The sequence below is a fragment of the Variovorax paradoxus genome, assembly GCF_030815855.1.
GTDB classification, from domain to species: domain Bacteria; phylum Pseudomonadota; class Gammaproteobacteria; order Burkholderiales; family Burkholderiaceae_C; genus Variovorax; species Variovorax paradoxus_M.
The window spans coordinates 2,059,747-2,081,188 of sequence record NZ_JAUSXG010000001.1 but is presented as its reverse complement, the minus strand read 5'-3'; the positions used below and the strand labels follow the sequence as shown (position 1 = coordinate 2,081,188).

The 21,442-nt window shown below is 65.1% G+C and carries 18 protein-coding genes and 2 tRNA genes; 7 read left to right on the top strand and 13 right to left on the bottom strand.

What is annotated here, in order from left to right; all coding sequences use genetic code 11:
* Positions 1–98 precede the first annotated feature (98 nt).
* The 3 genes from QFZ42_RS09695 to QFZ42_RS09685 form a co-directional block, all read right to left on the bottom strand.
* Positions 99–560, bottom strand: coding sequence for a SixA phosphatase family protein (locus QFZ42_RS09695; RefSeq protein WP_307700754.1), 462 nt, complete (start codon positions 558–560; stop codon positions 99–101).
* A 22-nt stretch (positions 561–582) separates the two neighbouring features.
* Positions 583–2,721: a polyphosphate kinase 1 gene (gene ppk1 / locus QFZ42_RS09690; RefSeq protein ID WP_307700753.1), complete on the bottom strand. Its 2,139-nt coding sequence runs from the start codon at positions 2,719–2,721 to the stop codon at positions 583–585.
* A gap of 176 nt (positions 2,722–2,897) precedes the next feature.
* Positions 2,898–3,770 carry a GNAT family N-acetyltransferase gene (locus tag QFZ42_RS09685; protein ID WP_307700752.1) on the bottom strand — a complete coding sequence of 291 codons (873 nt, stop codon included), beginning with the start codon at positions 3,768–3,770 and terminating at the stop codon, positions 2,898–2,900.
* Between the two features lie 171 nt (positions 3,771–3,941).
* Here QFZ42_RS09685 and QFZ42_RS09680 point away from each other — a divergent pair, with 171 nt between their 5' ends.
* The 3 genes from QFZ42_RS09680 to QFZ42_RS09670 all read left to right on the top strand — a co-directional run bounded on the left by QFZ42_RS09680 (position 3,942) and on the right by QFZ42_RS09670 (position 6,554).
* On the top strand, positions 3,942–5,621 hold the full coding sequence (locus QFZ42_RS09680; protein WP_307700751.1) for an FAD-dependent oxidoreductase: 1,680 nt from the start codon (positions 3,942–3,944) through the stop codon (positions 5,619–5,621).
* Positions 5,622–5,738: 117 nt separating this feature from the next.
* A complete protein-coding gene (locus tag QFZ42_RS09675) occupies positions 5,739–6,443 on the top strand; it encodes a glutathione binding-like protein (protein WP_307700750.1) in 705 nt (234 codons plus the stop codon).
* Positions 6,444–6,477: 34 nt separating this feature from the next.
* A tRNA-Pro gene (locus QFZ42_RS09670) sits at positions 6,478–6,554 on the top strand.
* Between the two features lie 176 nt (positions 6,555–6,730).
* Here the strand turns inward: QFZ42_RS09670 and QFZ42_RS09665 are convergent.
* The 5 genes from QFZ42_RS09665 to QFZ42_RS09645 form a co-directional block, all read right to left on the bottom strand.
* Positions 6,731–7,435, bottom strand: a complete 705-nt coding sequence (locus QFZ42_RS09665; protein ID WP_307704207.1) for an SDR family oxidoreductase — start codon at positions 7,433–7,435, stop codon at positions 6,731–6,733.
* 40 nt (positions 7,436–7,475) lie between these two features.
* A complete protein-coding gene (locus QFZ42_RS09660; protein ID WP_307700749.1) occupies positions 7,476–8,477 on the bottom strand; it encodes an NADP-dependent oxidoreductase in 1,002 nt (333 codons plus the stop codon).
* A 106-nt stretch (positions 8,478–8,583) separates the two neighbouring features.
* On the bottom strand, positions 8,584–9,189 hold the full coding sequence (locus QFZ42_RS09655; protein WP_307700748.1) for a TetR/AcrR family transcriptional regulator: 606 nt from the start codon (positions 9,187–9,189) through the stop codon (positions 8,584–8,586).
* Between the two features lie 133 nt (positions 9,190–9,322).
* The gene (locus tag QFZ42_RS09650; protein WP_307700747.1) at positions 9,323–9,475 is read right to left on the bottom strand and encodes a hypothetical protein; all 153 of its coding nucleotides are present in this window, start codon (positions 9,473–9,475) and stop codon (positions 9,323–9,325) included.
* Positions 9,476–9,688: 213 nt separating this feature from the next.
* Positions 9,689–10,090, bottom strand: coding sequence for a hypothetical protein (locus tag QFZ42_RS09645; protein WP_307700746.1), 402 nt, complete (start codon positions 10,088–10,090; stop codon positions 9,689–9,691).
* 283 nt (positions 10,091–10,373) lie between these two features.
* On the opposite strand from QFZ42_RS09645, the gene QFZ42_RS09640 reads away from it, so the two are divergent.
* Positions 10,374–13,169, top strand: coding sequence for an autotransporter outer membrane beta-barrel domain-containing protein (locus tag QFZ42_RS09640; RefSeq protein WP_307700745.1), 2,796 nt, complete (start codon positions 10,374–10,376; stop codon positions 13,167–13,169).
* Positions 13,170–13,273: 104 nt separating this feature from the next.
* On the opposite strand, the gene QFZ42_RS09635 is transcribed toward QFZ42_RS09640, so the two are convergent.
* The 4 genes from QFZ42_RS09635 to QFZ42_RS09620 form a co-directional block, all read right to left on the bottom strand.
* Positions 13,274–13,549, bottom strand: coding sequence for a hypothetical protein (locus QFZ42_RS09635; RefSeq protein WP_307700744.1), 276 nt, complete (start codon positions 13,547–13,549; stop codon positions 13,274–13,276).
* 202 nt (positions 13,550–13,751) lie between these two features.
* The gene (locus QFZ42_RS09630; protein ID WP_307700743.1) at positions 13,752–14,708 is read right to left on the bottom strand and encodes a Bug family tripartite tricarboxylate transporter substrate binding protein; all 957 of its coding nucleotides are present in this window, start codon (positions 14,706–14,708) and stop codon (positions 13,752–13,754) included.
* Positions 14,709–14,795: 87 nt separating this feature from the next.
* Positions 14,796–16,466, bottom strand: a complete 1,671-nt coding sequence (locus QFZ42_RS09625; protein WP_307700742.1) for an FAD-dependent oxidoreductase — start codon at positions 16,464–16,466, stop codon at positions 14,796–14,798.
* 28 nt (positions 16,467–16,494) lie between these two features.
* Complete coding sequence (locus tag QFZ42_RS09620; RefSeq protein WP_307700741.1) at positions 16,495–17,454, bottom strand: MBL fold metallo-hydrolase; 960 nt, start codon at positions 17,452–17,454, stop codon at positions 16,495–16,497.
* A 225-nt stretch (positions 17,455–17,679) separates the two neighbouring features.
* On the opposite strand from QFZ42_RS09620, the gene QFZ42_RS09615 reads away from it, so the two are divergent.
* The 3 genes from QFZ42_RS09615 (at position 17,680) to QFZ42_RS09605 (ending at position 20,115) form a co-directional block, all read left to right on the top strand.
* On the top strand, positions 17,680–18,480 hold the full coding sequence (locus QFZ42_RS09615) for an IclR family transcriptional regulator (protein ID WP_307700740.1): 801 nt from the start codon (positions 17,680–17,682) through the stop codon (positions 18,478–18,480).
* Positions 18,481–18,618: 138 nt separating this feature from the next.
* Positions 18,619–18,695 (top strand) — tRNA-Arg (locus QFZ42_RS09610).
* Positions 18,696–18,876: 181 nt separating this feature from the next.
* Positions 18,877–20,115, top strand: coding sequence for a tyrosine-type recombinase/integrase (locus QFZ42_RS09605; RefSeq protein ID WP_307704206.1), 1,239 nt, complete (start codon positions 18,877–18,879; stop codon positions 20,113–20,115).
* 137 nt (positions 20,116–20,252) lie between these two features.
* Here QFZ42_RS09605 and QFZ42_RS09600 read toward each other — a convergent pair whose 3' ends face one another.
* Positions 20,253–20,447: a helix-turn-helix transcriptional regulator gene (locus tag QFZ42_RS09600; protein ID WP_307704205.1), complete on the bottom strand. Its 195-nt coding sequence runs from the start codon at positions 20,445–20,447 to the stop codon at positions 20,253–20,255.
* Positions 20,448–21,442 lie beyond the last annotated feature (995 nt).

The window sequence follows — 21,442 nt, the reverse complement described above, 5'->3', positions numbered from 1 at the left end:
TCTGGCACAGCCATTGTGCCTACATAACCCCGCTTGCGCCCCTCGAATACGTCAATTAGTTTACAAACTTGGGCGAATTTTCAGCCTGAATCGCGCTTTCAGAGAAGTTCGGGCGACTGCACCGTAACCACCACGGTCTGCACGTCGCCATCGCGTTCGCGCGTTCGAATCCACCAGAGCGATCCCTTGCGCACGGGGCAGCTGTCATGTTTCAGCCCGAGAAGAAGTGAAATGGCCTGCCCCACCGAAGGCTGGTGGCCGATCATCAACACCACCGACTTGCCGTTGGGCCAGCCCGCCGCGCCCAGCATCGCCTCGGCCGTGGTGTCGGGCGCGAGCTCGGAGCGCAGCTTGTATTTGCGGCCGAGCGCGAGCGCGGTCTGCTCGCAGCGCCGCGCGGGGCTGCAGATGATGCGGGTGCCGTCGGGCAGTTGCCGGTCGAGCCAACCGGCCATGCGCTTGGCCTGCTTCTCGCCGCGCGAGGTGAGCGAGCGCTGCAGGTCGTCGCAACCCTCGGTCCAGTCCTCGGCTTCGGCATGGCGCCAGAAGATCAAGTCCATGCTCGTCGTCTTTCGATGATCGTCAGTTGCTGGATACATCGAAGCCATGTCCTCGCGATGCATATCGGTTCATGAGTGCCGTCTGCGCGCCGTGCGCCTCGACCGCGCGCGACGCACCCGCCTCGCCCGGATGGGTGTCGCGGTCGACGCGCGTATAGATGCCGTCGCCTCCCAGGTCCCAGGCATCGCGGCCGTCATGCAGATAGGCCACCAGGCATTCGTCGATCAGGCGCTGGCGAAGGTTGGGGTCGGTCACCGGCCAGGCCAGCTCGACGCGCCGCAGCATGTTGCGGTTCATCCAGTCGGCGCTCGAGAGGTAGAGCGACTCATCCTCGCCGCTGCGGAAGTAGAAGACCCGCGAATGCTCGAGAAAACGCCCGATGACGGAGCGCACGCGAATGTTGTCGGTCAGCCCCGGCACCTGCGCCGGCAGGGTGCACGCACCGCGCACGATGAGGTCGATCTTCACGCCCTTCTGCCCTGCGCGCATCAGAGCGGCGACCAGTTGCTCGTCGGTCAGCGCATTCATCTTCGCGACGATCCGCGTGGGCTCGCCGGCCGCGGCGGCGAGACCCAAGACGTCGATCTGCGCAATGAGGTTCTTGTGCAGGTCGAACGGCGCCAGCCACATGCGGTTGAGCTTGGGCAGGCGGCTCTGGCTTGCCAGGTGGACGAACACCGCTTCCATGTCGGCCGTGAGCAGCGGATCGGCCGTCAGGTGGCTGATGTCCGTGTAGAGCTTGGCGGTGCGCGGGTTGTAGTTGCCGGTGGAAAGATGGCCATAGCGGCGCATCTGCTTGCCCTCGCGGCGCGTCACCAGCAGCATCTTGGCGTGGGTCTTCAGGCCCACCACGCCGTACACCACCTGCGCGCCGATCGACTCGAGCATTTCCGCCCAGTTGATGTTGGCCTCTTCGTCGAAGCGGGCCTTGAGCTCCACCACCACCGTCACTTCCTTGCCGCGGCGCACGGCTTCGCGCAGCAGGTCCATCAACTCCGAATCGGCGCCGGTGCGATAGATGGTCTGCTTGATGGCCAGCACCTGCGGGTCGAGCACGGCTTCGCGCAGAAAGGCGAGCACGCCGTCGAAGCTTTCGAAGGGCTGGTGGATCAGCACGTCGCCGCGCTGCAGCCGCTCGAAGAACGACTGCGCGGGAGACAGCGTGATGGGATAAGACGCGGGGTACGGCGGAAAGCGCAGCTGCGGCTCGTCCAGCAAATCGATCAGCTGGGTCAGCCGGGCCAGGTTGACCGGCCCGTGCACCCGGTACAGCGCCTGAGGCGGCAGGTTGAACTGCGCCAGCAGAAAGCTCGCGAGCGACTCGGCGCAACTGGCCGACACCTCGAGCCGCACGGCCTGCCCGTAGTGGCGGTGCTGCAGCCCCTGGCGCAAGGCGGTGCGCAGGTTCTTGACGTCTTCCTCGTCGACCGCAAGATCGGAATGCCGCGTGACTCGGAACTGCGAAAAGTCGCCCACTTCGCGGCCCGGGAACATGCTCGACAAATGCGCGCGCACTACGCTCGACAGCGCCACGAACAGCGTCTTGCCGTCCGACACCTTGGCCGGCATGCGAATGACGCGCGGCAGCACGCGCGGCACCTTGACGATCTGGATCGGGTTTTCGCGCCCGAACGCGTCCTTGCCGCCGAGCCGCACGATGAAGTTGAGCGACTTGTTGGCTACCTGCGGAAACGGATGTGCCGGATCGAGCCCCACCGGAATCAGCAAGGGGCGCACTTCGCGCTCGAAATACTCGCTGACCCATTTGCGCTGCGCCGCATTGCGCTCGCCGTGCGAAATGATGTGGATGCCGTGTTTGGCAAAGGTCGGCATCAACTCGTCGTTGTACAGCGCGTACTGGCGGCCCACCAGCGTGTGGGCAGCCTCGGAAAGGCGCACGAACGATTCGATGGTGTAGGTGCCCTTCTGGTCGCTGGCGCTATTCGCAATCAGGTGCGGCGCTGCACGAACTTCGAAGAATTCGTCAAGGTTCGACGAGACGATGCACAGGTAGCGAAGGCGCTCGATGAGCGGCACTTCGGGCCGGTGGGCCCAATCGAGCACGCGCTCGTTGAAAGACAGGATGCTGTGATCGCGATCGAGCAGCGGGAGCGCCGATGCCGCGACCGCCAGCGTCCGGTCAACGGGAGCAGATTGCATGGGCACTGATTCTGGGGCAAGGGGCACGGGAGCACACGTAGGCGGAAATATGACAGTTTCGTCCTTGTTTATGACGTTTCCGTGACGCTCCCGTGACGCCGGCTGGCCAACGTCCGGCTCTCCCGAACCGGGCAAGGAAACGGATGGCACGGCACCGGACCGGGCAACCGCTGGTTTCATGCGCCCAGAAAGTGCTTGCGGTAGCGCGCCGGCAAGTCGTCGATGCGCATCAGCATCGGGAGGTCCGCGGTGTTGAAGTCCGGGTCCCATGCCGGTGCGCCCAGCACCTTCGCGCCCAGGCGCAGGTAACCCTTGATGAGCGCCGGCGGCTCGACGTCGAGTGCGCTGTCGAGCCGCTCGACCGGCAGCGGCAGCCGCGGCTGCACCTGATACTGGATCGGCGCCATGTGGCTGGCCGACAGTTGCCGCCAAATGCTGGCTGCGGCATCACCGCTGGTCACGCCGTTGTGCGACATGGGAATGCTCGCGCAGCCGATCATGGTGTCGAGCTTGTTGCGGTGCATGAAGCCGGCCAGCGCGCCCCACAAGGCTAGGATCACCCCGCCCTGCCGATGCGCCGGATGCACGCAGCTGCGGCCCAGTTCGACCATGCGCTCGCGCAAATCGCGCAGCCGGGTCAGGTCGAATTCGGTGTCGCTGTAGGTGCTGCCCACGCGCCGGGCCTGGGCTGGCGTGAGCACGCGGTAGGTGCCGATCACCTGCTGCGTGAGTTCGTCGCGCACCAGCAGGTGCTCGCAGAAGTCGTCGAACAGGTCGATGTCGTGGCCTACCAGCGGCGTGCTCACGCGTGCGCCCATTTCGCCGACGAACACGGCATGGCGCAGGCGCTGCGCGGCGCGCACCTCGTCCAGGTGGCGCGCCCAGCTCACGGTAATGCCCTGCTTGGCATCGACGACCGGTGGCACGAGAACCGCAGCCGGCGCCTCGGGCAGAGACGTGCGCGCACTTGCCAGGGCAGGAGCGGGCCACAGGGCGGCGCGCAGGCCGATCTGCGACAGCGGAAACGTCGGGTTGGGCAGTTCTTTCATGGGGACCCTTTCTGCCGACGGAGTCTCTGCACCTGCGGTGAAAGCCGCATGTCAGCGGCATTGCATTTGCATGACGGTGTTACCGCGCGCTCGGGGCTTCGCGTTCGGGCGCTGCATCCGGCGCCGCCAGGTTGTCTAATGCGGTGGATCCGCGACATGGAGTTTTTTTAAATGGCCACCGACGCAAGCAGCAATTTCGACAACCGCCTTCACCAGACCTTTCCCGTTCTCAGCGATACCGAGATCGCGCGCATCGCGCGGTTCGGAACGGTGCAGCGCTTTGCGCGCGGGGAGCGGCTGTTTACCGCCGGAGAAACAGGCCCCGGCATGTTCGTCCTGCTCAAGGGCGTGGTCGCCATCACGCAGCGCGACGGCCTCGGCCACGTGGTGCCGATCGTGCGCCAGGGGCCGGGCGAGTTCCTTGCCGAGGTGGGCCAGCTGAGCGGCCGCCCTGCCCTGGTCGACGGCCATGCCGACGAAGAAGTCGAAGCGCTGGTCGTGCCGCCCGCGCAACTGCGCGCACTGCTCGTGGCCGAAGCGGACCTTGGCGAACGCATCACCCGCGCGCTGATCCTGCGCCGCGTGGCGCTGATCGAATCCGGCGCCAGCGGGCCGGTGCTGATCGGCAAGCCCCAGTCGCCCGACATGGCAAGGCTCGAAAACTTTCTGCGCCGCAACGGCCACCCCTATCACCTGGTCGATGCGGCGGAAGACCCGGATGCCGCGGCGCTGCTGGAGCAGTACGGCACCTGCAAGCTGCTTGCGGTGTGCCCCGACGGCTCGGTGCTGGTCAACCCGGCCGAGGATGCCCTGGCGCGCTGCCTCGGCATGCTGGACACCGCCGAGCGCGACGAGCTGTTCGACGTGGCCGTGGTCGGCGCCGGTCCGGCCGGCCTGGCCACGGCCGTGTATGCGGCCTCCGAAGGCCTGCGCGTGATCGTGCTCGACTGCCGCGCCTTCGGTGGCCAGGCCGGCGCCAGCGCGCGCATCGAGAACTACCTGGGCTTTCCCACCGGCATCTCGGGGCAGGCGCTCGCAGGCCGGGCGTTCGTGCAGGCCCAGAAATTCGGCGTCGAGATGCTGATTCCCGTGAAGGTCACCTCACTGGACTGCACGCGCGACAACGCGGCGGGCAGCCTGCGCATCGCCCTGGCCGACGGCCGCACCATCAACGCACGCACGGTGGTCATTGCCAGCGGGGCGCGCTACCGGCGGCCCGACGTGCCGCGGCTGTCCGAGTTCGAAGGCCGCGGCATCTGGTACTGGGCGTCGGCCATCGAAGCGAAGCTTTGCTCGCAGCAAGAGGTCGCGCTGGTCGGCGGCGGCAACTCGGCGGGCCAGGCCGCGGTGTTCCTGTCGCGCCATGCGGCCAAGGTCAATGTGCTGGTGCGAGGTCCTTCGCTCGCGGCCAGCATGTCGCGCTACCTGATCGACCGCATCGAGGCCACGCCCAACATCGAACTGCATCCCCACACCCAGTTGGTGAAGCTGAACGGCGGCTCCGACGAAGGCCTGACCGGCGCCACATGGCGCTGCGAGGCGACGGGCAACGAGCACGACTGCGCGGCTCGCAATATCTTCCTGTTCGTTGGGGCCGAACCCGAAACCAGCTGGCTCGAGGGCTGCGCCGTTTCGGTCGACAAGCATGGCTTCGTGCTGACAGGCGACGCGGCGAGCAGCGGATTTCCGGCACGGCCCGCCACGGCCCTCGAATCCAGCGTGCACGGCGTCTTTGCGGTGGGCGATGTGCGGTCGGGCTCGGTCAAGCGCGTGGGCGGCGCCATCGGCGAAGGCGCCGCGGTGGTCGCGTTGATTCACCAGCACCTGTCGTCCAGCTCGGCCGTCGCCTGACCGGCCCTTCGGCACGGCAGGGCCGGTGGCGCAATTCCCGGCCCGGCGCGCATTTGAACGGCCGCGTATATGCTGCCTTCCTCGAATCACAACCACCCGCACATCGGAGCCCGCGACATGCCCGCATCGCCCATCGAGGTCTATTCCTGGCCCACGCCCAACGGCCACAAGATTCACATCATGCTGGAGGAGTGCGGCCTGCCTTACAACGCGCGGCCGATCAACATCGGCAAGGGCGACCAGTTCGCCCCCGACTTCCTGCAGATCAGCCCGAACAACAAGATTCCCGCGATCACCGACCCGGACGGTCCGGACGGCCAACCGATCTCGCTCTTCGAGTCGGGCGCCATCCTCGTCTACCTGGCGGGCAAGACCGGCCAGCTGCTGCCCACGAGCGACCGCGAACGCTACGACGTGCTGCAGTGGCTCATGTTCCAGATGGGCGGTGTCGGCCCCATGCTCGGGCAGGCGCATCACTTCCGCATGTATGCGCCCGAAAAGATCGGCTATGCCATCGATCGCTACAGCAACGAGGCCAAGCGCCTCTACGGCGTGATCGACAAGCAGCTGTCGAAGAACAAGTTCATTGCGGGCAAGACCTATTCGATTGCCGACATCGCCATCTTCCCGTGGCTGCGCAGCTGGGAAAACCAGGGCATCATCCTCACCGACTACCCGCACCTGAAAGCCTGGTTCGACGCCATTGCCGCAAGGCCCGCCGTACAGCGTGGCGTGAAAGTGCTGGCCGATCTGCGCCAGCCGATCACCGGCGACAAGGAGCGCGAGATTCTTTTCGGCAAGACCCAGTACGAGAAACGCTGAGAGCTCCATATTCGGGCTAGAATAGAAGGCTTGTCGGGGTGTAGCGCAGCCTGGTAGCGCATCTGGTTTGGGACCAGAGGGTCGAAGGTTCGAATCCTTTCGCCCCGACCAAAAAATGTGAACGGTGACAGTGGCTTCTGCCCCTGTCACCGTTTTGCTTTGCGGGGCAGGTTTCTATCGGACTGGCTCCGGCGGTACTGCCCGCCATGGCCGGCAGGCCGAATGCCCTTTTTGCGCGAACTCCGGTGAGTACGGCGGCACCAGAAGCCAAACCCGAGGGCTCCGGCTCAGCGCAGTTGCGGCAGGTAGCTCGGCCGCGCTGCCGTCATCCCCTGCTTCACTTGCAGCGTGAGATCGTCGGCCAGCACCTCGTCGAGGCCCGCTTCGAGTCCGTCGAGAGCGCGCCGCACGATCTCCTCGGGGCTGGACTTCGGCACCTCGAACCCGCGCGTCAGGTCGGTGTCGACATAGGCCATGTGCAAGCCAAGCACCTGTGTCTTCTGCGCCGCCAGTTCATTGCGCAAGGCATTGGTGAGCGACCAGGCTGCGGACTTGCTCGCCGAGTAGGCGGCCAGTTCGCCACCGTTCACCCACGAGGCGACCGAGAGCACATTGAGCAACGCGCCGCCGCCGCTGGCCTTGAGCGCCGGCGCAAAGGCCTTGCTCATGCGCAGCACGGCGAAGAAGTTGGTCTCGAAGATGCGTCGTGCGACTTCTTCGCTGTCCGCGGCAAGAAAGCCTCCGGGTTGCGCGATGCCGGCGTTGTTGATCACAAGCGTCACGTCCGACGCCAGCTCCGTGGCGGCGGCCACGTCTTCGGGCTTGTTGACGTCGAGCCGCAAGGGCGTCACACCGGCTTGCGTGACGGTGGCCGGGTCGCGCGCAGCCGCATAGACCTTGCGGGCGCCTCGGGCGAGCAGCTCGCGCGCAAAAGCCAGGCCGATGCCGCGGTTGGCCCCCGTGACGAGGGCGACAGCGTTTTCAATCTTTATGAGAGGCTCCAAAAAAGTGGATGGTGGTTGAGCGTGAGATTCACTTGACCTGGATGACGACCTTGCCCTTGGCACGGCCCGCTTCGACATAGGCCAGGGCCTCGTTGGTCGAGTCGAACGGAAAGACCCGGTCGATCACCGGTCGGATGGCCCCGGCCTCGATGAGCCGGGTGATCTCCCGCAACTGGCTGCCGTTCGCCGTCATGAAGAGGAACGAGTAGTCGATACTCCGGCCCCGCGCCTTCCGGCGCACGCCCGAGCTCAGCAGCCGCATGACGAGTGTCACGAAACCCGAAGCGCCGATGTCGCTGCCGAATGCAGGGTCGGGCGGACCCGAGATGGAGATGAGCTTTCCGCCGCGCTTGAGCACGCGAAGCGACTTCTCGAGCGTCTTGCCGTCCTGGCTGTTCAGGACCACGTCGTAGTCGCGCAGCACCTCTTCGAAGTCCTGCGTCTTGTAGTCGATGACGACGTCGGCGCCCAGGCTCTTCACCCACTCGGCGTTGGCCGTGCTCGTCGTCGTGGCGACGGTGGCGCCCAGGTGCCTGGCCAGCTGGATGGCAAAGGTGCCGACGCCGCCGGAGCCGGCCTGGATGAAGACCTTCTGCCCCTTCTTCAGCTTTGCCTTCTCGACCAATGCCTGCCATGCCGTCAGGCCCACCAGCGGAATGGAAGCGGCCTCGGCCATCGTGAGGCCCTTGGGCTTGGGCGCCAGCGATGCCTCCTTGACCGCGACGAACTCGGCAAAAGTGCCGATGCGGAAATCGTCCGGCCGCGCATACACCTCGTCGCCCGGCCTGAAGTGCTGCACGCGCCGGCCCACCTGCACCACGACGCCGGCCACGTCGTGGCCCAGCACCAGCGGCAACTGATAAGGCAGGATGAGCTTGAACTCGCCGCCCCTGATCTTGGCGTCCAGCAGGTTCACGCCCGCGGCATGGACCTCGACCAGGACCTCGTCATCGCGCAGCTCGGGTGTCGGCATATCCGTCGATCGCAATGCGCGCTTTTTTCCATAGCGCTCGAGCACGAATGCTTTCATGAGGCTTCCTTGTTCCCGGCGTGCCGGGTGTTGTCGATCGATCTATTTTGCATGATGTTCGTCATATTAAAAGGCAAAGAAAAGGGCAGCAGGTCCATTGGCGGATTCAGCTGCCCACGGGGCTCAGGTGATTGAGCGCTGCCTGGCGAAGGCCGTCGGACAGCGCAGGCTCATCGACTGCGCGCGCCAGCAGCAAGGCGCCCACCATCGTGGAGAGGGTCACCAGCGCCCGCTCGTGGGCACCTGGTTGCCCCCAGTCCGGCAGCTGGCGGGCCAGCAAGTCGATCATTTCCTTGATGTGCCGGGTGGTCACCCGGCGCACTTCGGGTACCTGGCGCGAGGTTTCGCAGCCGAGTGCTGCCAGAGGGCATCCCACGTCGGCGCGTTCGACGTGTTCCTTCGACAAATAGGCGCCCAGCATGGAGGCAAGCACCTGGTCGGCAGGCGTGCGGGCCACGACTTCGGCCGCGGCGGCAGCGGCTTCCGCGCACGCCCTCCCCGCCGCTTCGGCCAGCATGGCCTCGCGCGACGCGAAGTGGGCATAGAAGGCGCCATGCGTCAGGCCGGCTTCTTTCATGATGTCTGCGACGCCCGTCCCCTCATAGCCCGTGCGACGGATTGCGCGGGCCGCCACGGACACGATGCGTTCGTGCGTGGCTTCCTTGGCCGCTGCTCTGGGGGTGGTTTTCGCGATTCGCATGATGCCTACCATATCATTTTCCGCGGATGCGTGCGTAGGGTCGCGTCCGCCTGTCTCCACCAACCCACACCCGCGCAAAAAATCTCCTTGGATGAGCCCTTAAGGCTTACGTGACTAGTTGTAAAAATTTCTCACAACCTGATGATCAGCTGACCAATTCAGGGAGACCTTCCCAGATGAAATCGCCCGCAGGCAACACACGGCTCACGCGCCACAGGTCCAGCAAGAACGCCCACTCGGTGGCTGCGCCAGGCAGGTCCGCCGCGAACAGCGCTTCCGGGTTTACGGTTTCAGCCATCGCACTCGCCGTCGCATTTCTCGCCGGCACCCCCCAGTTGGCGCGCGCGGCTAACGAGTGCGGTGCCGAAGGTGGCGGTGCCGATTCGATCACCTGCCTGGGGACCAGCTATCCCACCGGCCTTCAATACACAGGCAGCGACGGCCTGACGCTCAATCTGAACAATCCGGCCATGGTGATCCAGGGGACCATAGGCGGTGCGGCCGTGTTTCTTCAGGGTGCAGCAGTCAACGCGAGGGAACTCGCAATCAATGTCAACAGCGTGACCTCGATCACCGGCGTCGGCCGCGGTGCGATCACGATCAACAACCCGCGCAACGGGCCCGGGAACATCACGATTGGCGGTGGCTCGATCAGCTCCAATGCGCTCACTACAGTGCTCGCGACCAATACATTCGGCAGCGGCAGCGTGAATATCACGATGGCCGGGGGACAAGTCGCCAATACGTCGAACGGTTTTGGGGCCGTCGGACTTTCAGCATCGATCGGCGGGAGTGCAACCGGAGACGCCAGCGTGACGGTGTCGGGCGGTTCCATCCAAACAAGCGGCGCCAGTTCGATTGGTGTTCGCGCACAGGTGAGCATTTTCCCCTCCTCGTCGGCCGCGAGCGTCACAATGACAGGCGGCTCGGTCGACTCTGGCGGGCATGGTCTGCAAGCCATCAACGCCGGTAACGGCGCAGCAACCACGACCATGACTGGCGGAACGGTTCTGGCTCGCAACGGCAATGCACTATCTGCTGTTCTCGCTGCTGGCTTATCCCCGGCCGATGCCACGGTCGTGATGCAGGGCGGCTCGGCAACTGCGCAGGGGGCCAACGGTATCGGGCTCGCTAGCCAGGCTAATGGCACCGGCCGAGCCATCGTCCAGATGAGTGGCGGCACTGTTGATGCCCTCATGAACAATGCCGATGGTATTCGTGCGTTTAGCAACGGAACCTACGCCGTTGATGTGACCGGTGGAACGGTCACGGGAGGCACCGGCTTCGGCGCTGGTATCCGCACTGGCGCGGCCGCAGGCGGCACGCTGAACATCGGCGGCGGCGCCACGATCAACGCCGGCGGATCCGGTATCGCCATCCGGGACGGCGACATTGACCGCGACGGCACGGACGAGACCGGCGGCAATGCCACTATCACCACGGCTGGGACCATCAACGGCTCCGTGCTGCTCGGCGGCGGCACCGACAGCGTGACCGTCACCGGCGGCGCAATCAACGGCAGCATCACCGGCGACGGCGCCGACGCGCTGAACTTCAACCTCGGCGCGAACAGCTTCACGCACGGCGCAGCCTATGCCATCAGCGGCATGAACAGCGTCACCTTGAACTCGGGCACTGCGCAGCTCGACAGCACGATCAGCGGCAACGCGGCACTCGCCGTGAACGCCGGCACCCTGGTGCTCACCGGCGCCAACAGCTACACGGGCGGCACCACGATCAGTGGAGGCGCCTTGCAGCTTGGCAACGGCGGCACCTCGGGCTCGATCGCCGGCGACGTCACCAACAACGGAACGCTGATCTTCAATCGATCGGATGTCGCGACCTTCGGCGGCCTGGTCTCCGGCGCCGGTGCGGTCACGAACGCGGGCACGGGCACGACGGTGCTCACGGCGGCGAACGGCTATACCGGCGCAACAACGATCGCCTCCGGCACGCTCGCGCTTGCAGGCGCCGGCAACATCGCAAGCTCCAGCCAGGTGGTCGCCAATGGCACCTTCGATATTTCTGGCGTGAGCGCGGCCGGCACCAGTGTGCAGCGCCTGTCGGGCAGCGGCGCCGTCGCGCTCGGCGACAAGGCCCTTACGCTGACCGCGGCCGCCGACACCTTCAGCGGCGCCATCGCAGGCACGGGCAGCCTCGTGCTCGCGGCCGGCACGCAGGTGCTGACGGGCACCAACACCTATACGGGTGGAACGACCATCGGCAGTGCGGGCACCCTTCAGCTCGGCAGTGGCGGCACTTCGGGCTCGATCGCCGGCAATGTGGCGAACGACGGCACGCTGGTCTTCAATCGCTCGAACCGGCTCGATCTCGCCGGCAATATCTCCGGCAGCGGCGCCCTCCGGCAGGTCGGCGCCGGCATGACCAACCTCACGGGCAACGGCGCGGCGTTCACCGGCTCGACTTCGGTCGAAGGCGGCACGCTCGCCGTCAACGGCGCGCTCGGCGGCACGGTGAACGTGCTGGCGGCCGGGCGACTGCAAGGCGCCGGCTCGGTCGGCAGCACGAGCGTCGCCGGCACCGTCTCGCCGGGCAATTCCATCGGCACGCTCAGCGTCAACGGCAACTTCACGCAGCTGTCGGGCTCGACCTACCAAGCCGAGGTCGATCCGGCCTCCACCGCGTCCGACCTCTTGCGTGTGAGCGGCAGCGCCAACCTCGCGAGCGGCTCGCGTCTCAATGTCGTTCGCACGGGCAACGGCAGCTTCGGCCCGGGCACCCGGTACACGGTGCTGAGCGCCGACGGTGGCATCGTCGGCACCTACACCCTGACGGGCGATACCCAGAGCGCCTTCGTGCGCGTGACCGACAGCTACGACGCGAACCATGTCTATTTGCTGGCCGAGAAAACCCGCAGCTTCGTCGAACCCGCCACCACGCCCAATCAGGCCGCGGTCGGCGTGGCGCTGGAAAGCCTGCCCGGAACCAACGGCCTGGCCACGGCCGTGGCGTGGCTGCCCAACGACTTTGCGGCGCGCGATGCCTTGAACCAGCTGTCGGCAGACATCCACGCCTCCTCCAAAACGGCGCTGCTGGAAGACGGCCGCTTCGTGCGCGAGGCTGCGACCGACCGCCTGCGCAGTGCGGCGTGCGCGCCCGGCAGTGCGGCGCAGACACCGCAGCAGGCCGGTACGGCCTGCACGCCCGAGGACGGCCAGGCGCGTTCAAGCTGGGGCCAGGTGTTCGGCTCCTGGGGCAGCATCGACACCGACGGCAACGCGGCCAAGCTCAAGCGCGACATCGGCGGGTTCTTCGTCGGCGCGGACACCGGCGTGGGCTCGGGTTGGCGCGTGGGCGCACTGGGCGGCTACAGCCGTGCCAGCGCGGACACCAGCGCGCGCAACAGCAGCGCCAAGACCGACAGCTACCACGTGGGCGTCTATGGCGGCACGCAATGGGGCGCCACGGCCCTGCGCCTGGGCGCGAGCCGCAGCTGGAACAAGACGGAGACCGGCCGCTCCGCCACCTTTGCGGGCTTTACCGACAGCCTGGCCGGCAAGTACGACAGCACGACGCGCCAGCTGTTCGGCGAGCTCGGCCACCGCCTCGAGATGGGCCGCGCGGCCCTCGAACCCTTCGTCGGCCTTGCCCACGTGACGCTGAAGAGCGACGCCTTCATGGAGCGCGGCGGGCTTGCCGCGCTGTACGGCTATGGCGGCAGCACCGATGCGACCCTCTCGACCTTGGGTGTGCGTGCAAGCATGCAGGCCAGCGACAGCATCAAACTGCGCGGCATGCTGGGCTGGCGCCATGCGTTCGGCGATGCGGCACCCACGAGCACCCATGCCTTCGGCGGCAGCCTGCCGTTCACCATCACCGGCGTGCCGCTGGCCAAGAACGTCGCGGTGCTCGAAGCCGGGGCCGAGACGCAGCTGCGCCCGAACCTGGCGCTGAGTGCCTCGTATTCGGGTCAGTTCGGCGACGGGCTCAAGGACCATGGCTTCAAGGTCAACCTGAACTGGACGTTCTGATCGGTTGTCAACCCTTCACGCACGCCCGAACTGATCTCCTCGAAATTGAACTGCCTCCAGAATTTCGTCCAACTTCCGGGGGGCAGTTCAGATCCAGGGGCGGTTCACATCAACCGCAATCCGCGGCCAAATTGCAATGCGGTTCGCCTGAGCGCAGGCATATCGCTCATCTTCGCCAGCTCGGCAACGCCGGCCGCAGTGATGCGAACGACCGTCGCCAAACGCGACGAAGCGTAGGGCGTGTTCGGCTCGAGCGTAGCGATCTCGGCCTCGATCAAACCGGTAGACAGAAGTACTGAGACGTGCCGGATTTCCTCCGGGCAGGAAACTCGAACCGGAAGCTGCACATGCTGCAGCCTCATCAAGAACAAAAGCGGCATTCACTTCTCCCCATTGCCGGCATTTACGCTGCCAAAGAGGCCGGCTCGTCTTCGGGACTTGAATGTATCGTTAAGTATTCGCAAGCCCAACTGGCCAGTGGACATAGAACTAAACGCCGCAAGGGCTGCCAGCGCAAGGGCGAGCGCACAACGTCCACCGTGCGTCCATCGCGCGTCTGCCGCGAAATGATTCCGTCCCGGATCAATCGACCTTGATGTTGTTCGCCTTGATGAGGCGGCCCCAACGCTCGCGCTCGTCCTTGACATACCTGGCCATGTCGTTCGGTGTGCCCGGCAGCCCTTCGACGCCCAGGGCGAGAAAGCGTGCTTGCACCGCAGTCGAATTCAACGCGTCGACCAACGCCTTGTTGAGCTTCGCCACCGTTTCGGGAGGCGTGCCACTCGGCACGGCGAGTCCCTGCCACGCATAGGCTTCGAAGTCGCTCAGTCCTTGCTCGGCAAGGGTCGGCACATCGGGCAGCGTGGCAATGCGCTTCGAGCTCGCGACGCCGATCGCCTTGACCTTGCCGGCCAACACGAACTGATTGCCGCTGGCGGTGTCGACCATCATGAAAGGAACCTGGCCGCCCAGGATGTCCAGCATTGCGGGTGCCGCACCGCGGTACGCCACGTGCGCCATCGTGACACCGGTTTTTTCGCGCAGCAGTTCAGCCGCCAGATGGTGCGGACTGCCGGCACCCGCCGAAGCGTAGTTCACACCGCCGGGTTGCGCCTTGGCCCAGGCGACGAACTCCTTGAAATTCTTCACCGGCACTTGGGGCCCGACCACCAGCACGAGCGGGAAGCGCGCCAGCATGCCGACCGGCGTGAGATCTTTCTCGGCGTTGTAGCTGAGCTTGGAGAACAGGAAGGGGTTGGCTGCAAGGGTGGCGAAGTCGGCCGTCAGCATGACATTGCCGTAGTCCTTCGAGCGGGCGACATAGTCCGCGGCGATGTTGGTCGCCGCGCCAGGCTTGTTGTTGATCACGATGGGCCGGGCCAGGCTCTTGGACATCGTTTCGGCCGCGGCACGCGCGACGGAGTCGGAGCCGCCGCCCGCGGCGTAGCCGACCACCCATTCGATGGGCTTGCTGTCCTGCGCGACGGCGAGATGAGTGGTTGCCGCCAGGGCCAGGCCGGTGAGGAAAAGGCGAATCATGGTTGTGTCTCCGTGGGTTGTTGTGACTGGAATTTCAGCGGCGCGTTGCGGTAGCGAACGCCTCGTACAGCAGGGGCAACGATCTCTTCAGGCGGCGCAAAGCGCGCGATGCAGCGCCGCACGCACGATGCCTGCGTCGGCACTGCGCCAGCGTCCGCATACGTGCTGGTCGGGGCGCAGCAGGTAGACCGTGCCTGCTCTCGCGTCATAGCGCCGGGTTGCCAGCGCATGGGCTTCGTCGATGGGGATGCGCACCGTCGCAACGGGCACTCCAGCCGCTGCACCCGCTTCAGCCGCAGCGCGTGCCGCGAGGTCCGCCATCTCGCCTTCGCCAAACACCAGCGCGGTGAACGCACCGCTGGCTGCTTCCTGCAGCAGCCAGCCCGCCTTGCCATCGGCGCGGATCACCGGCGCGTCCGCGGCCACGGCGCCCGGCACCATGCCCCCTTCGAACAGGTCGCTGTCCGGCGTGTTCAAGGCCGACGTGCGCAGCGTGGCCGGCAGGGACAGCCGGCCGCTGTTGACCAGGGTGCGCGCAAAGGCGTGGAACTTTGCAAGCTCCAGCACTGCGTCCCGGAACAGCCTGCTGATCTCGCTCTTGGGCGTGATGAAATCGGTGGCGCGCGTCGAGTTGAGGATGTTTTCGTCGGCCGCGTATTCGCGTTCGTGGCCATAGCTGTCGAGCAGTGCGTCGGGCGCCTGATGCTGCAGAACCGCGGCAAGCTTCCACGCCAGGTTCTCCGCGTCCTGCACGCCCGAGTTGGCGCCGCGCGCGCCGAACGGCGAAACACCATGCGCCGAATCCCCGGCGAAGAACACGCGGCCCTGCCGGAACCGGTCCATCCGCAGGCAGGAGAAGGTGTAGACGCTGGCCCATTCGAGATCGAACTGTGCGTCTTCGCCCAGCAGCGCCTTGACGCGGGGAATGATCTTCTCGGGCTTCTTTTCTTCTTCGGGATCGGCATCCCAGCCGAGCTGGAAGTCGATGCGCCAGACGTTGTCGGGCTGCATGTGCAGCAGCACGCTCTGGTTGCGATGAAATTCGGGATCGAACCAGAACCAGCGTTCGGCCTGCCGGTCGAGCTTCATCTTCACGTCGGCGATCAGGAAGCGGTCCTTGAACTGGCGTCCCTTGCTTTCGAGGCCCAACAGGCCGCGCATGCTCGAGCGGCTTCCATCGCAGGCCGCGACATGGTCGGCCTCGAGCCGGTACGAACCATCGGGCGTCTCGATCGTCAACTCGACATGGTCCGCGTGCTGCACCACGCCCGTGAGCTTGTTCTTCCAGCGCAGGTCGATCAGCGGCAACTCGGACGCGCGCTCGGCCAGGAAACCTTCCACGTAGTACTGCTGCAGATTGATGAAGGCGGGACGCGCATGCCCCGTCTCCGGCAACAGGTCGAAGCTGTAGATCTCCTCGTTCTTGAAGAACACACGGCCGACGTTCCAGGACACGCCCTTCTCGACCATGCGGTCGCCGCATCCGAGGCGATCGAAAATCTCAAGCGTGCGCTTCGCAAAACAGATGGCGCGGGAGCCGGTGGACAGCGTGTTGTCGTTGTCCAGAAGAACCACGGGAATCTTGCGCTGCGCCAGATCGATGGCCAGCGCCAAACCCACGGGGCCTGCGCCAACGACCACCACCGGACGGCGCACCGGCGCCGGCGCATCCTGGTCGGGATGGCGGGCATAGTCGAACACCAGCTTCTGGTAGTCGACCGCTTCCCCCTTGCGAACCGCAAGTTCGTTCAGTTGCATGGTCTTGTCTCCTGCGGCGTGGGGCAGTTCAGCCCTCCAGCGTCTTCCACATCTCGATGTCGCGCTCGGCTGTCCAGATGCGCGGGTCCGGGTACTGGGTGACTTCGTCGTAGCAGCGCGTCACATCGAACGGCATGCAGTGGTCGAAGATGACCCAGTGGCCGTACTTGGGCTTGAGGGCGGCGAAGGTGTCCTGGTAGACCGCGTGGAGGTCCTTGCCGGCGGCCACGCCGGCTTCGACCGAGGCGCGTACGTCGGCAATGAAACCGCCGGTGGCCTGGAGGCCTTCTGCGACCTGTGCTTCGCCCAGCAGTGCGGGGCCGCGGCCCGGAACCAGCGCGGCAGGCTTCAGCGCTGCGATGTTCTCGAGCGTCTGCGGCCAATCCTTGAAATAGGCATCGCCCGCATACGGCGTGGCATCGAACTCGACCAGGTCGCCGCTGAGCAGCACGCGATCTTGCGGCAGCCAGACCACCGTGTCGCCCTTGGTATGGCCGCGGCCGAGCTGCAGCAGTTGCACCTCGAGCTTGCCCAGCCAGAGCGTCATCTTGCCGGTGAAGGTCATGGTGGGCCACGTCAGCCCCGGTGGCACCGTCTCGACGTTCTGAAACAGGCGCGGGAAGCGGCCGATCTCACTCGCCTTGTCCTGTTCTCCGCGTTCGACGATCAGGTCGCGGGTGTCCTGGCTCGAAATGATCTGCTGCGGATTGAAGCCGCTCGCGCCCAGCACACGCACCGCGTGATAGTGGGTCAGAACCACGTACTTGATCGGCTTGTCGGTCACCTCGCGAATGCGCCTGACCACGTCTTGCGCCATGGCCGGCGTGGCCTGGGTGTCGGCGACGAGCACCGCGTCGTCGCCCACGATGATGCCGGTGTTCGGGTCGCCCTCTGCCGTGTACGCCCAAGCGTGTTCCGAGAGCTTTGTGAAGCTGATCTTCTTCTCTTCGAGGTCGGCCTGAGAGGCGAATTTCTTGACGGTGTTCATGTGGGGGCTCCGAAATCAATATTTGTCTAAAACAAACGCGTTTGCAGTATGCGACGTAGATTTGTTTATGGCAAACTGATTTGCGTAAGAAGAATCTGGTGTTTTCCCTAGGTTTGCGACCCGGTGACCGCTGCTCGGCAGCCAATCGGTAGGCAAACTAGACGCGCAAACTTGAAGGACCCTATGCGAGAGACGCGAGAGACCGAACCCGAAGGAGGAGCAGCAGTGAAGGAAGACAAGGCGCAGCGCGCCGTTCAGGCAATCGAGGTTGGCGGGCGCCTGTTGCTCGCCCTGGCTGGCAGCCAGAGCCCCTTGACGCTCAGAGATCTCTCCAGTCGCTCCGGGCTGCCGGCCTCGCGTGCGCACCCGTACCTGGTGAGTTTTGGCAAGCTCGGGCTGATTGAGCAGGAGTCCGAAACAGGCCGGTACGCGCTGGGGCCCGCGGCATTGCAACTAGGGCTGACATGCCTGCATCAACTGGACCCCGTCCGCGTTGCCCTGCCCGTCGCCGAGCGGCTTGCCGCATCGACGGGGCATGCGGTAGCGGTTGCCATCTGGGGCAACTTCGGACCCACCATCATTCGAATGATCGATGCCCGCGAACCGCTTCACGTGTCGATGCGCGCCGGAACCGTGATGTCCATCCTCGGCACGGCCACCGGCCGCGCTTTCGCGGGCGTCATGTCCGGCGATCGCATCGAGAAAGCCATGGCGTCAGCGCTGGGAGACCCGGAAAATCAGAAGGTCCCGCTGCTGAAGCTGAAGGCCAAGGAACTGCGAGACGCGGCCGAAGAGCTTCGCGAGCATGGCGTCACGCGCGCCGAGGGGAAACCGATCCCCGGCGTGAACGCTTTCAGTGCCCCCGCCCTCGATCACGAAGGAAACGCCGCCGTCGTCATCACGGCGCTCGGGCATCAGGATGGTTTTTCGGCGGACTGGAATTCCAGCGCTGCGCAAGCCGTTCGCGATGCCGCAGCGGAAATCTCAAGCCGGCTCGGCTCGCCCTCGGCCCGCGTTCGCTCGTAGACAAAGCGTTGAAGCGCCTCGTCGCCGCCCTCCTCGCCTGCGGCGGGCAAATGGCGTCGGGACTGAGGCGATAATCCGAAGGTCAGCATTTATGTGCGCGACCCGCCGCCGAGCCTTTGCTTCTGTCCGGCTCGCAATCTGCCCGTAGCTCAGTTGGATAGAGCACCTGCCTTCTAAGCAGGTTGTCGGGGGTTCGATCCCCTCCGGGCAGGCCAATTTCCAGTCCCGAACCGCTCCAAGTCATCCTGAAACCCGCTCTCCTTCGAGGAGAAGCGGGTTTTTCTTTGCTCCACGACAGATCGGGGCATAGCATGTCTTGTCGGTATTTTGTCGGTACTTTTGCAGGTATCTGCCCTGCTGCCGAAACCAGGTACCGACAGGAAGGAGAAAAACCCAATGCTGACAGACACTTTCGTGAGGCAAGTGAAGCACAAGGGCACCGAGATCGGCGAGCGCTACGCGGACGGTGGCGGCATGTACCTGCGCGTCAAAGCCGCAAGCAAGTACTGGCGCATGGACTATCGGTTCAACGGCAAGGCGAAGACGCTGGCCTTGGGCGTCTACCCTGCGGTATCGCTCGCGAAGGCCCGGCAGCGACGCGACAAGGCTCGCGAGCTGCTTGCAGACAACGTCGATCCCGGCCTGGCGAAGCGCGCAGAGAAACTGTCCCGGGCGGTGGAAGCAGCCAATACCTTCGAGGCCTTGGCGCGGGAATTCCATGCGACCAAGGCCAGCAGTTGGAGCGCGTCCTATTCGGAGCGCTGGCTGCGCATCATGGACAAGGACCTGTTCCCCTACATCGGCAAGCTGCCCATCGCCTCGATCCAAGCCAAGGACCTTCTGCACGCGCTCAAGCGCATCGAGGGCCGGGGCGTGATCGAGACAGCCCACACCCTGCGCCAGTGCGCCGGACAGGTGTTCCGCTACGGTGTGCAGACAGGCCGGTGCGCGAGCAATCCGGCCCCGGACCTGCACGGCGCGCTCCGGCCTGTGCTCACAAAGAGCATGGCCGCCGTTCTGGAGCCCCAGAAAGTGGGCGAATTGATGCGCGCCATCTACGGCTACAGCGGGCAGCCGATCACCCGTGCCGCCCTCCTCCTGTCCGCCCTGCTCTTTCAGCGCCCGGGCAACATCCGTGCGATGGAATGGGCCTGGATCGACTTCGAAAAAGCGATGCTGACCATCCCGGCGCAGGACATGAAGCGCAGGCTCCATGAAAAGCTCAACGGCCGGCCCCACTTTGTGCCGCTGGCGAAGCAGGCGCTGCAGACACTGGAGGAAATTGAGCCATTGACCGGACATGGCCGATACGTATTCCCCAGCATCCGCACGGGAGAACGCCCCATGAGCGAAAACACCGTGAACGCCGCATTGCGAAGGCTGGGGTACACCAACGACGAGATGACCGCCCACGGTTTTCGTGCAATGGCCCGCACGGTCATGGCGGAGCAATTGCACGGCATTTCGCCCGACGTCATCGAGGCACAGCTTGCCCATGGCAAGAGCGGGCCGCTGGGCACGGCCTACGACCGCGCGGAGTTCATGGACAAGCGCAAGCACATGATGCAGCGCTGGGCGGACTACCTGGGCCAACTTGCCGCAAGCGCGCAAATCCTGGCACTCAAGGCGGCCTAGTTGCGCCTCGGCAAGGCGTTCATTTCTTACGAACGACGTCGAGGCTTCCGGAGCGATACACCGATGCCTTGATGCAGGCAATTTGGGCGACAGCCCCCCTGACGCGCAACGCGCGGCACCGGATCGCGTCCGTACAGTCAACTCACTCGACGCGTGTGCGTGAGCGAGGCATCCCCGTAACCCTCCGGATCATCGATCCAGCGCTGAATCGCCGCACGCGGCCAACCACAAGCGCGGCCGCCCAGGTGCACGGGAGGGGGAAACTTTCCTCCAGCAATTCTTCGGTACACGGTGGTGCGACTCAGTGCGGTGATGCGTACCACATCGGCCATGCGAAAGAACGCGGGAGCACCGACAGTCTGTGGACCAAGTTCGCGATGATTGACACGGTGTTCGAGATGCATGACAGATCCTTCATGGGTGCAGTGCTTTCAAGTTGCGGTTGTGCGTTTCAACGGAGCATTTCCTCGCTTGAAGAGCCCGGAGAGAAGTAGAACTGGTGCCCAAGCCAGAGCGACAGCGCCACACTGCGCCTGGCTCGACAATCGCTGTCCAACCCAGCGGCAGCCTCTCTCTCAAGCATCGTCTTCCGCATGGATTTTCTTCTAGCGTGCGACGAGGTGCCACCTTAGACAACTATGAGTTGTGAGAGGCCTCTGAAAACTCACGGGATGGCCGGCCTGATGGCGCGCGGCGTCTCACTTCCAAAAACTCCTCATCGCTGCATCAGACCTGTGCTGGCCCGGAACCCAGCTTGGCTGTGCGTCCCGACGCGGGCATGGAAGGACCGTCCCTGCGCCCTCCACACGCGCCGGCGTGCAGTGACAGAAGCCATCCCAGCACAAGTCCAAGTCCACAGGACGCGTCTTCGAGGAAGCCGGAGTGGACTCGTGCGAAGGCGGCTCGTTCCGCCTGCGACGCACTTTCTCGCTCAGGCAACGGCCCATGGAACATCACCGGCGCGAGTGACTCGAGGTCGCGGGAAGAGCGCGCCTTTCGCCGGCGTGTTTCATCTCGTTCGAGCAGGCATCGCTCGGCATGACCTCGATTGACACCGCCGTGTGGTGGGCAGATCGAGGCGCAACTTTTCTCCTCGCACCGGTCGCAGTCGTCACCGCGCATTGGCGAGGTGCCCGTGTACTGGCTGCGGCCTTGTCGATCGAATCCGTCTTGGCCGCAGACCGACGGCGAGCGCCGGAACAGACAGCAGTATTGGGTTCGCGCACCGGCCATGAGATGAGAAGCGTTGCGCAGTGAGACCGCATGGGCAACGCTCCTTCCACCGCGATCGGTTCAGGGCAAAAGATGAGTGAACCCTGATCTACCA

Coding starts and splice junctions, on each gene's coding strand:
- QFZ42_RS09640 (WP_307700745.1), top strand. CDS start 10,374: ATGAACAATGCCGATGGTATTCGTGCGTTTAGCAACGGAACCTACGCC.
- QFZ42_RS09675 (WP_307700750.1), top strand. CDS start 5,739: ATGCCCGCATCGCCCATCGAGGTCTATTCCTGGCCCACGCCCAACGGC.
- QFZ42_RS09685 (WP_307700752.1), bottom strand. CDS start 3,770: ATGAAAGAACTGCCCAACCCGACGTTTCCGCTGTCGCAGATCGGCCTG.
- QFZ42_RS09625 (WP_307700742.1), bottom strand. CDS start 16,466: ATGCAACTGAACGAACTTGCGGTTCGCAAGGGGGAAGCGGTCGACTAC.
- QFZ42_RS09620 (WP_307700741.1), bottom strand. CDS start 17,454: ATGAACACCGTCAAGAAATTCGCCTCTCAGGCCGACCTCGAAGAGAAG.
- QFZ42_RS09630 (WP_307700743.1), bottom strand. CDS start 14,708: ATGATTCGCCTTTTCCTCACCGGCCTGGCCCTGGCGGCAACCACTCAT.
- QFZ42_RS09635 (WP_307700744.1), bottom strand. CDS start 13,549: ATGCCGCTTTTGTTCTTGATGAGGCTGCAGCATGTGCAGCTTCCGGTT.
- ppk1 (WP_307700753.1), bottom strand. CDS start 2,721: ATGCAATCTGCTCCCGTTGACCGGACGCTGGCGGTCGCGGCATCGGCG.
- QFZ42_RS09605 (WP_307704206.1), top strand. CDS start 18,877: ATGCTGACAGACACTTTCGTGAGGCAAGTGAAGCACAAGGGCACCGAG.
- QFZ42_RS09660 (WP_307700749.1), bottom strand. CDS start 8,477: ATGAAAGCATTCGTGCTCGAGCGCTATGGAAAAAAGCGCGCATTGCGA.
- QFZ42_RS09680 (WP_307700751.1), top strand. CDS start 3,942: ATGGCCACCGACGCAAGCAGCAATTTCGACAACCGCCTTCACCAGACC.
- QFZ42_RS09650 (WP_307700747.1), bottom strand. CDS start 9,475: ATGGCTGAAACCGTAAACCCGGAAGCGCTGTTCGCGGCGGACCTGCCT.
- QFZ42_RS09655 (WP_307700748.1), bottom strand. CDS start 9,189: ATGGTAGGCATCATGCGAATCGCGAAAACCACCCCCAGAGCAGCGGCC.
- QFZ42_RS09600 (WP_307704205.1), bottom strand. CDS start 20,447: ATGGCCGATGTGGTACGCATCACCGCACTGAGTCGCACCACCGTGTAC.
- QFZ42_RS09695 (WP_307700754.1), bottom strand. CDS start 560: ATGGACTTGATCTTCTGGCGCCATGCCGAAGCCGAGGACTGGACCGAG.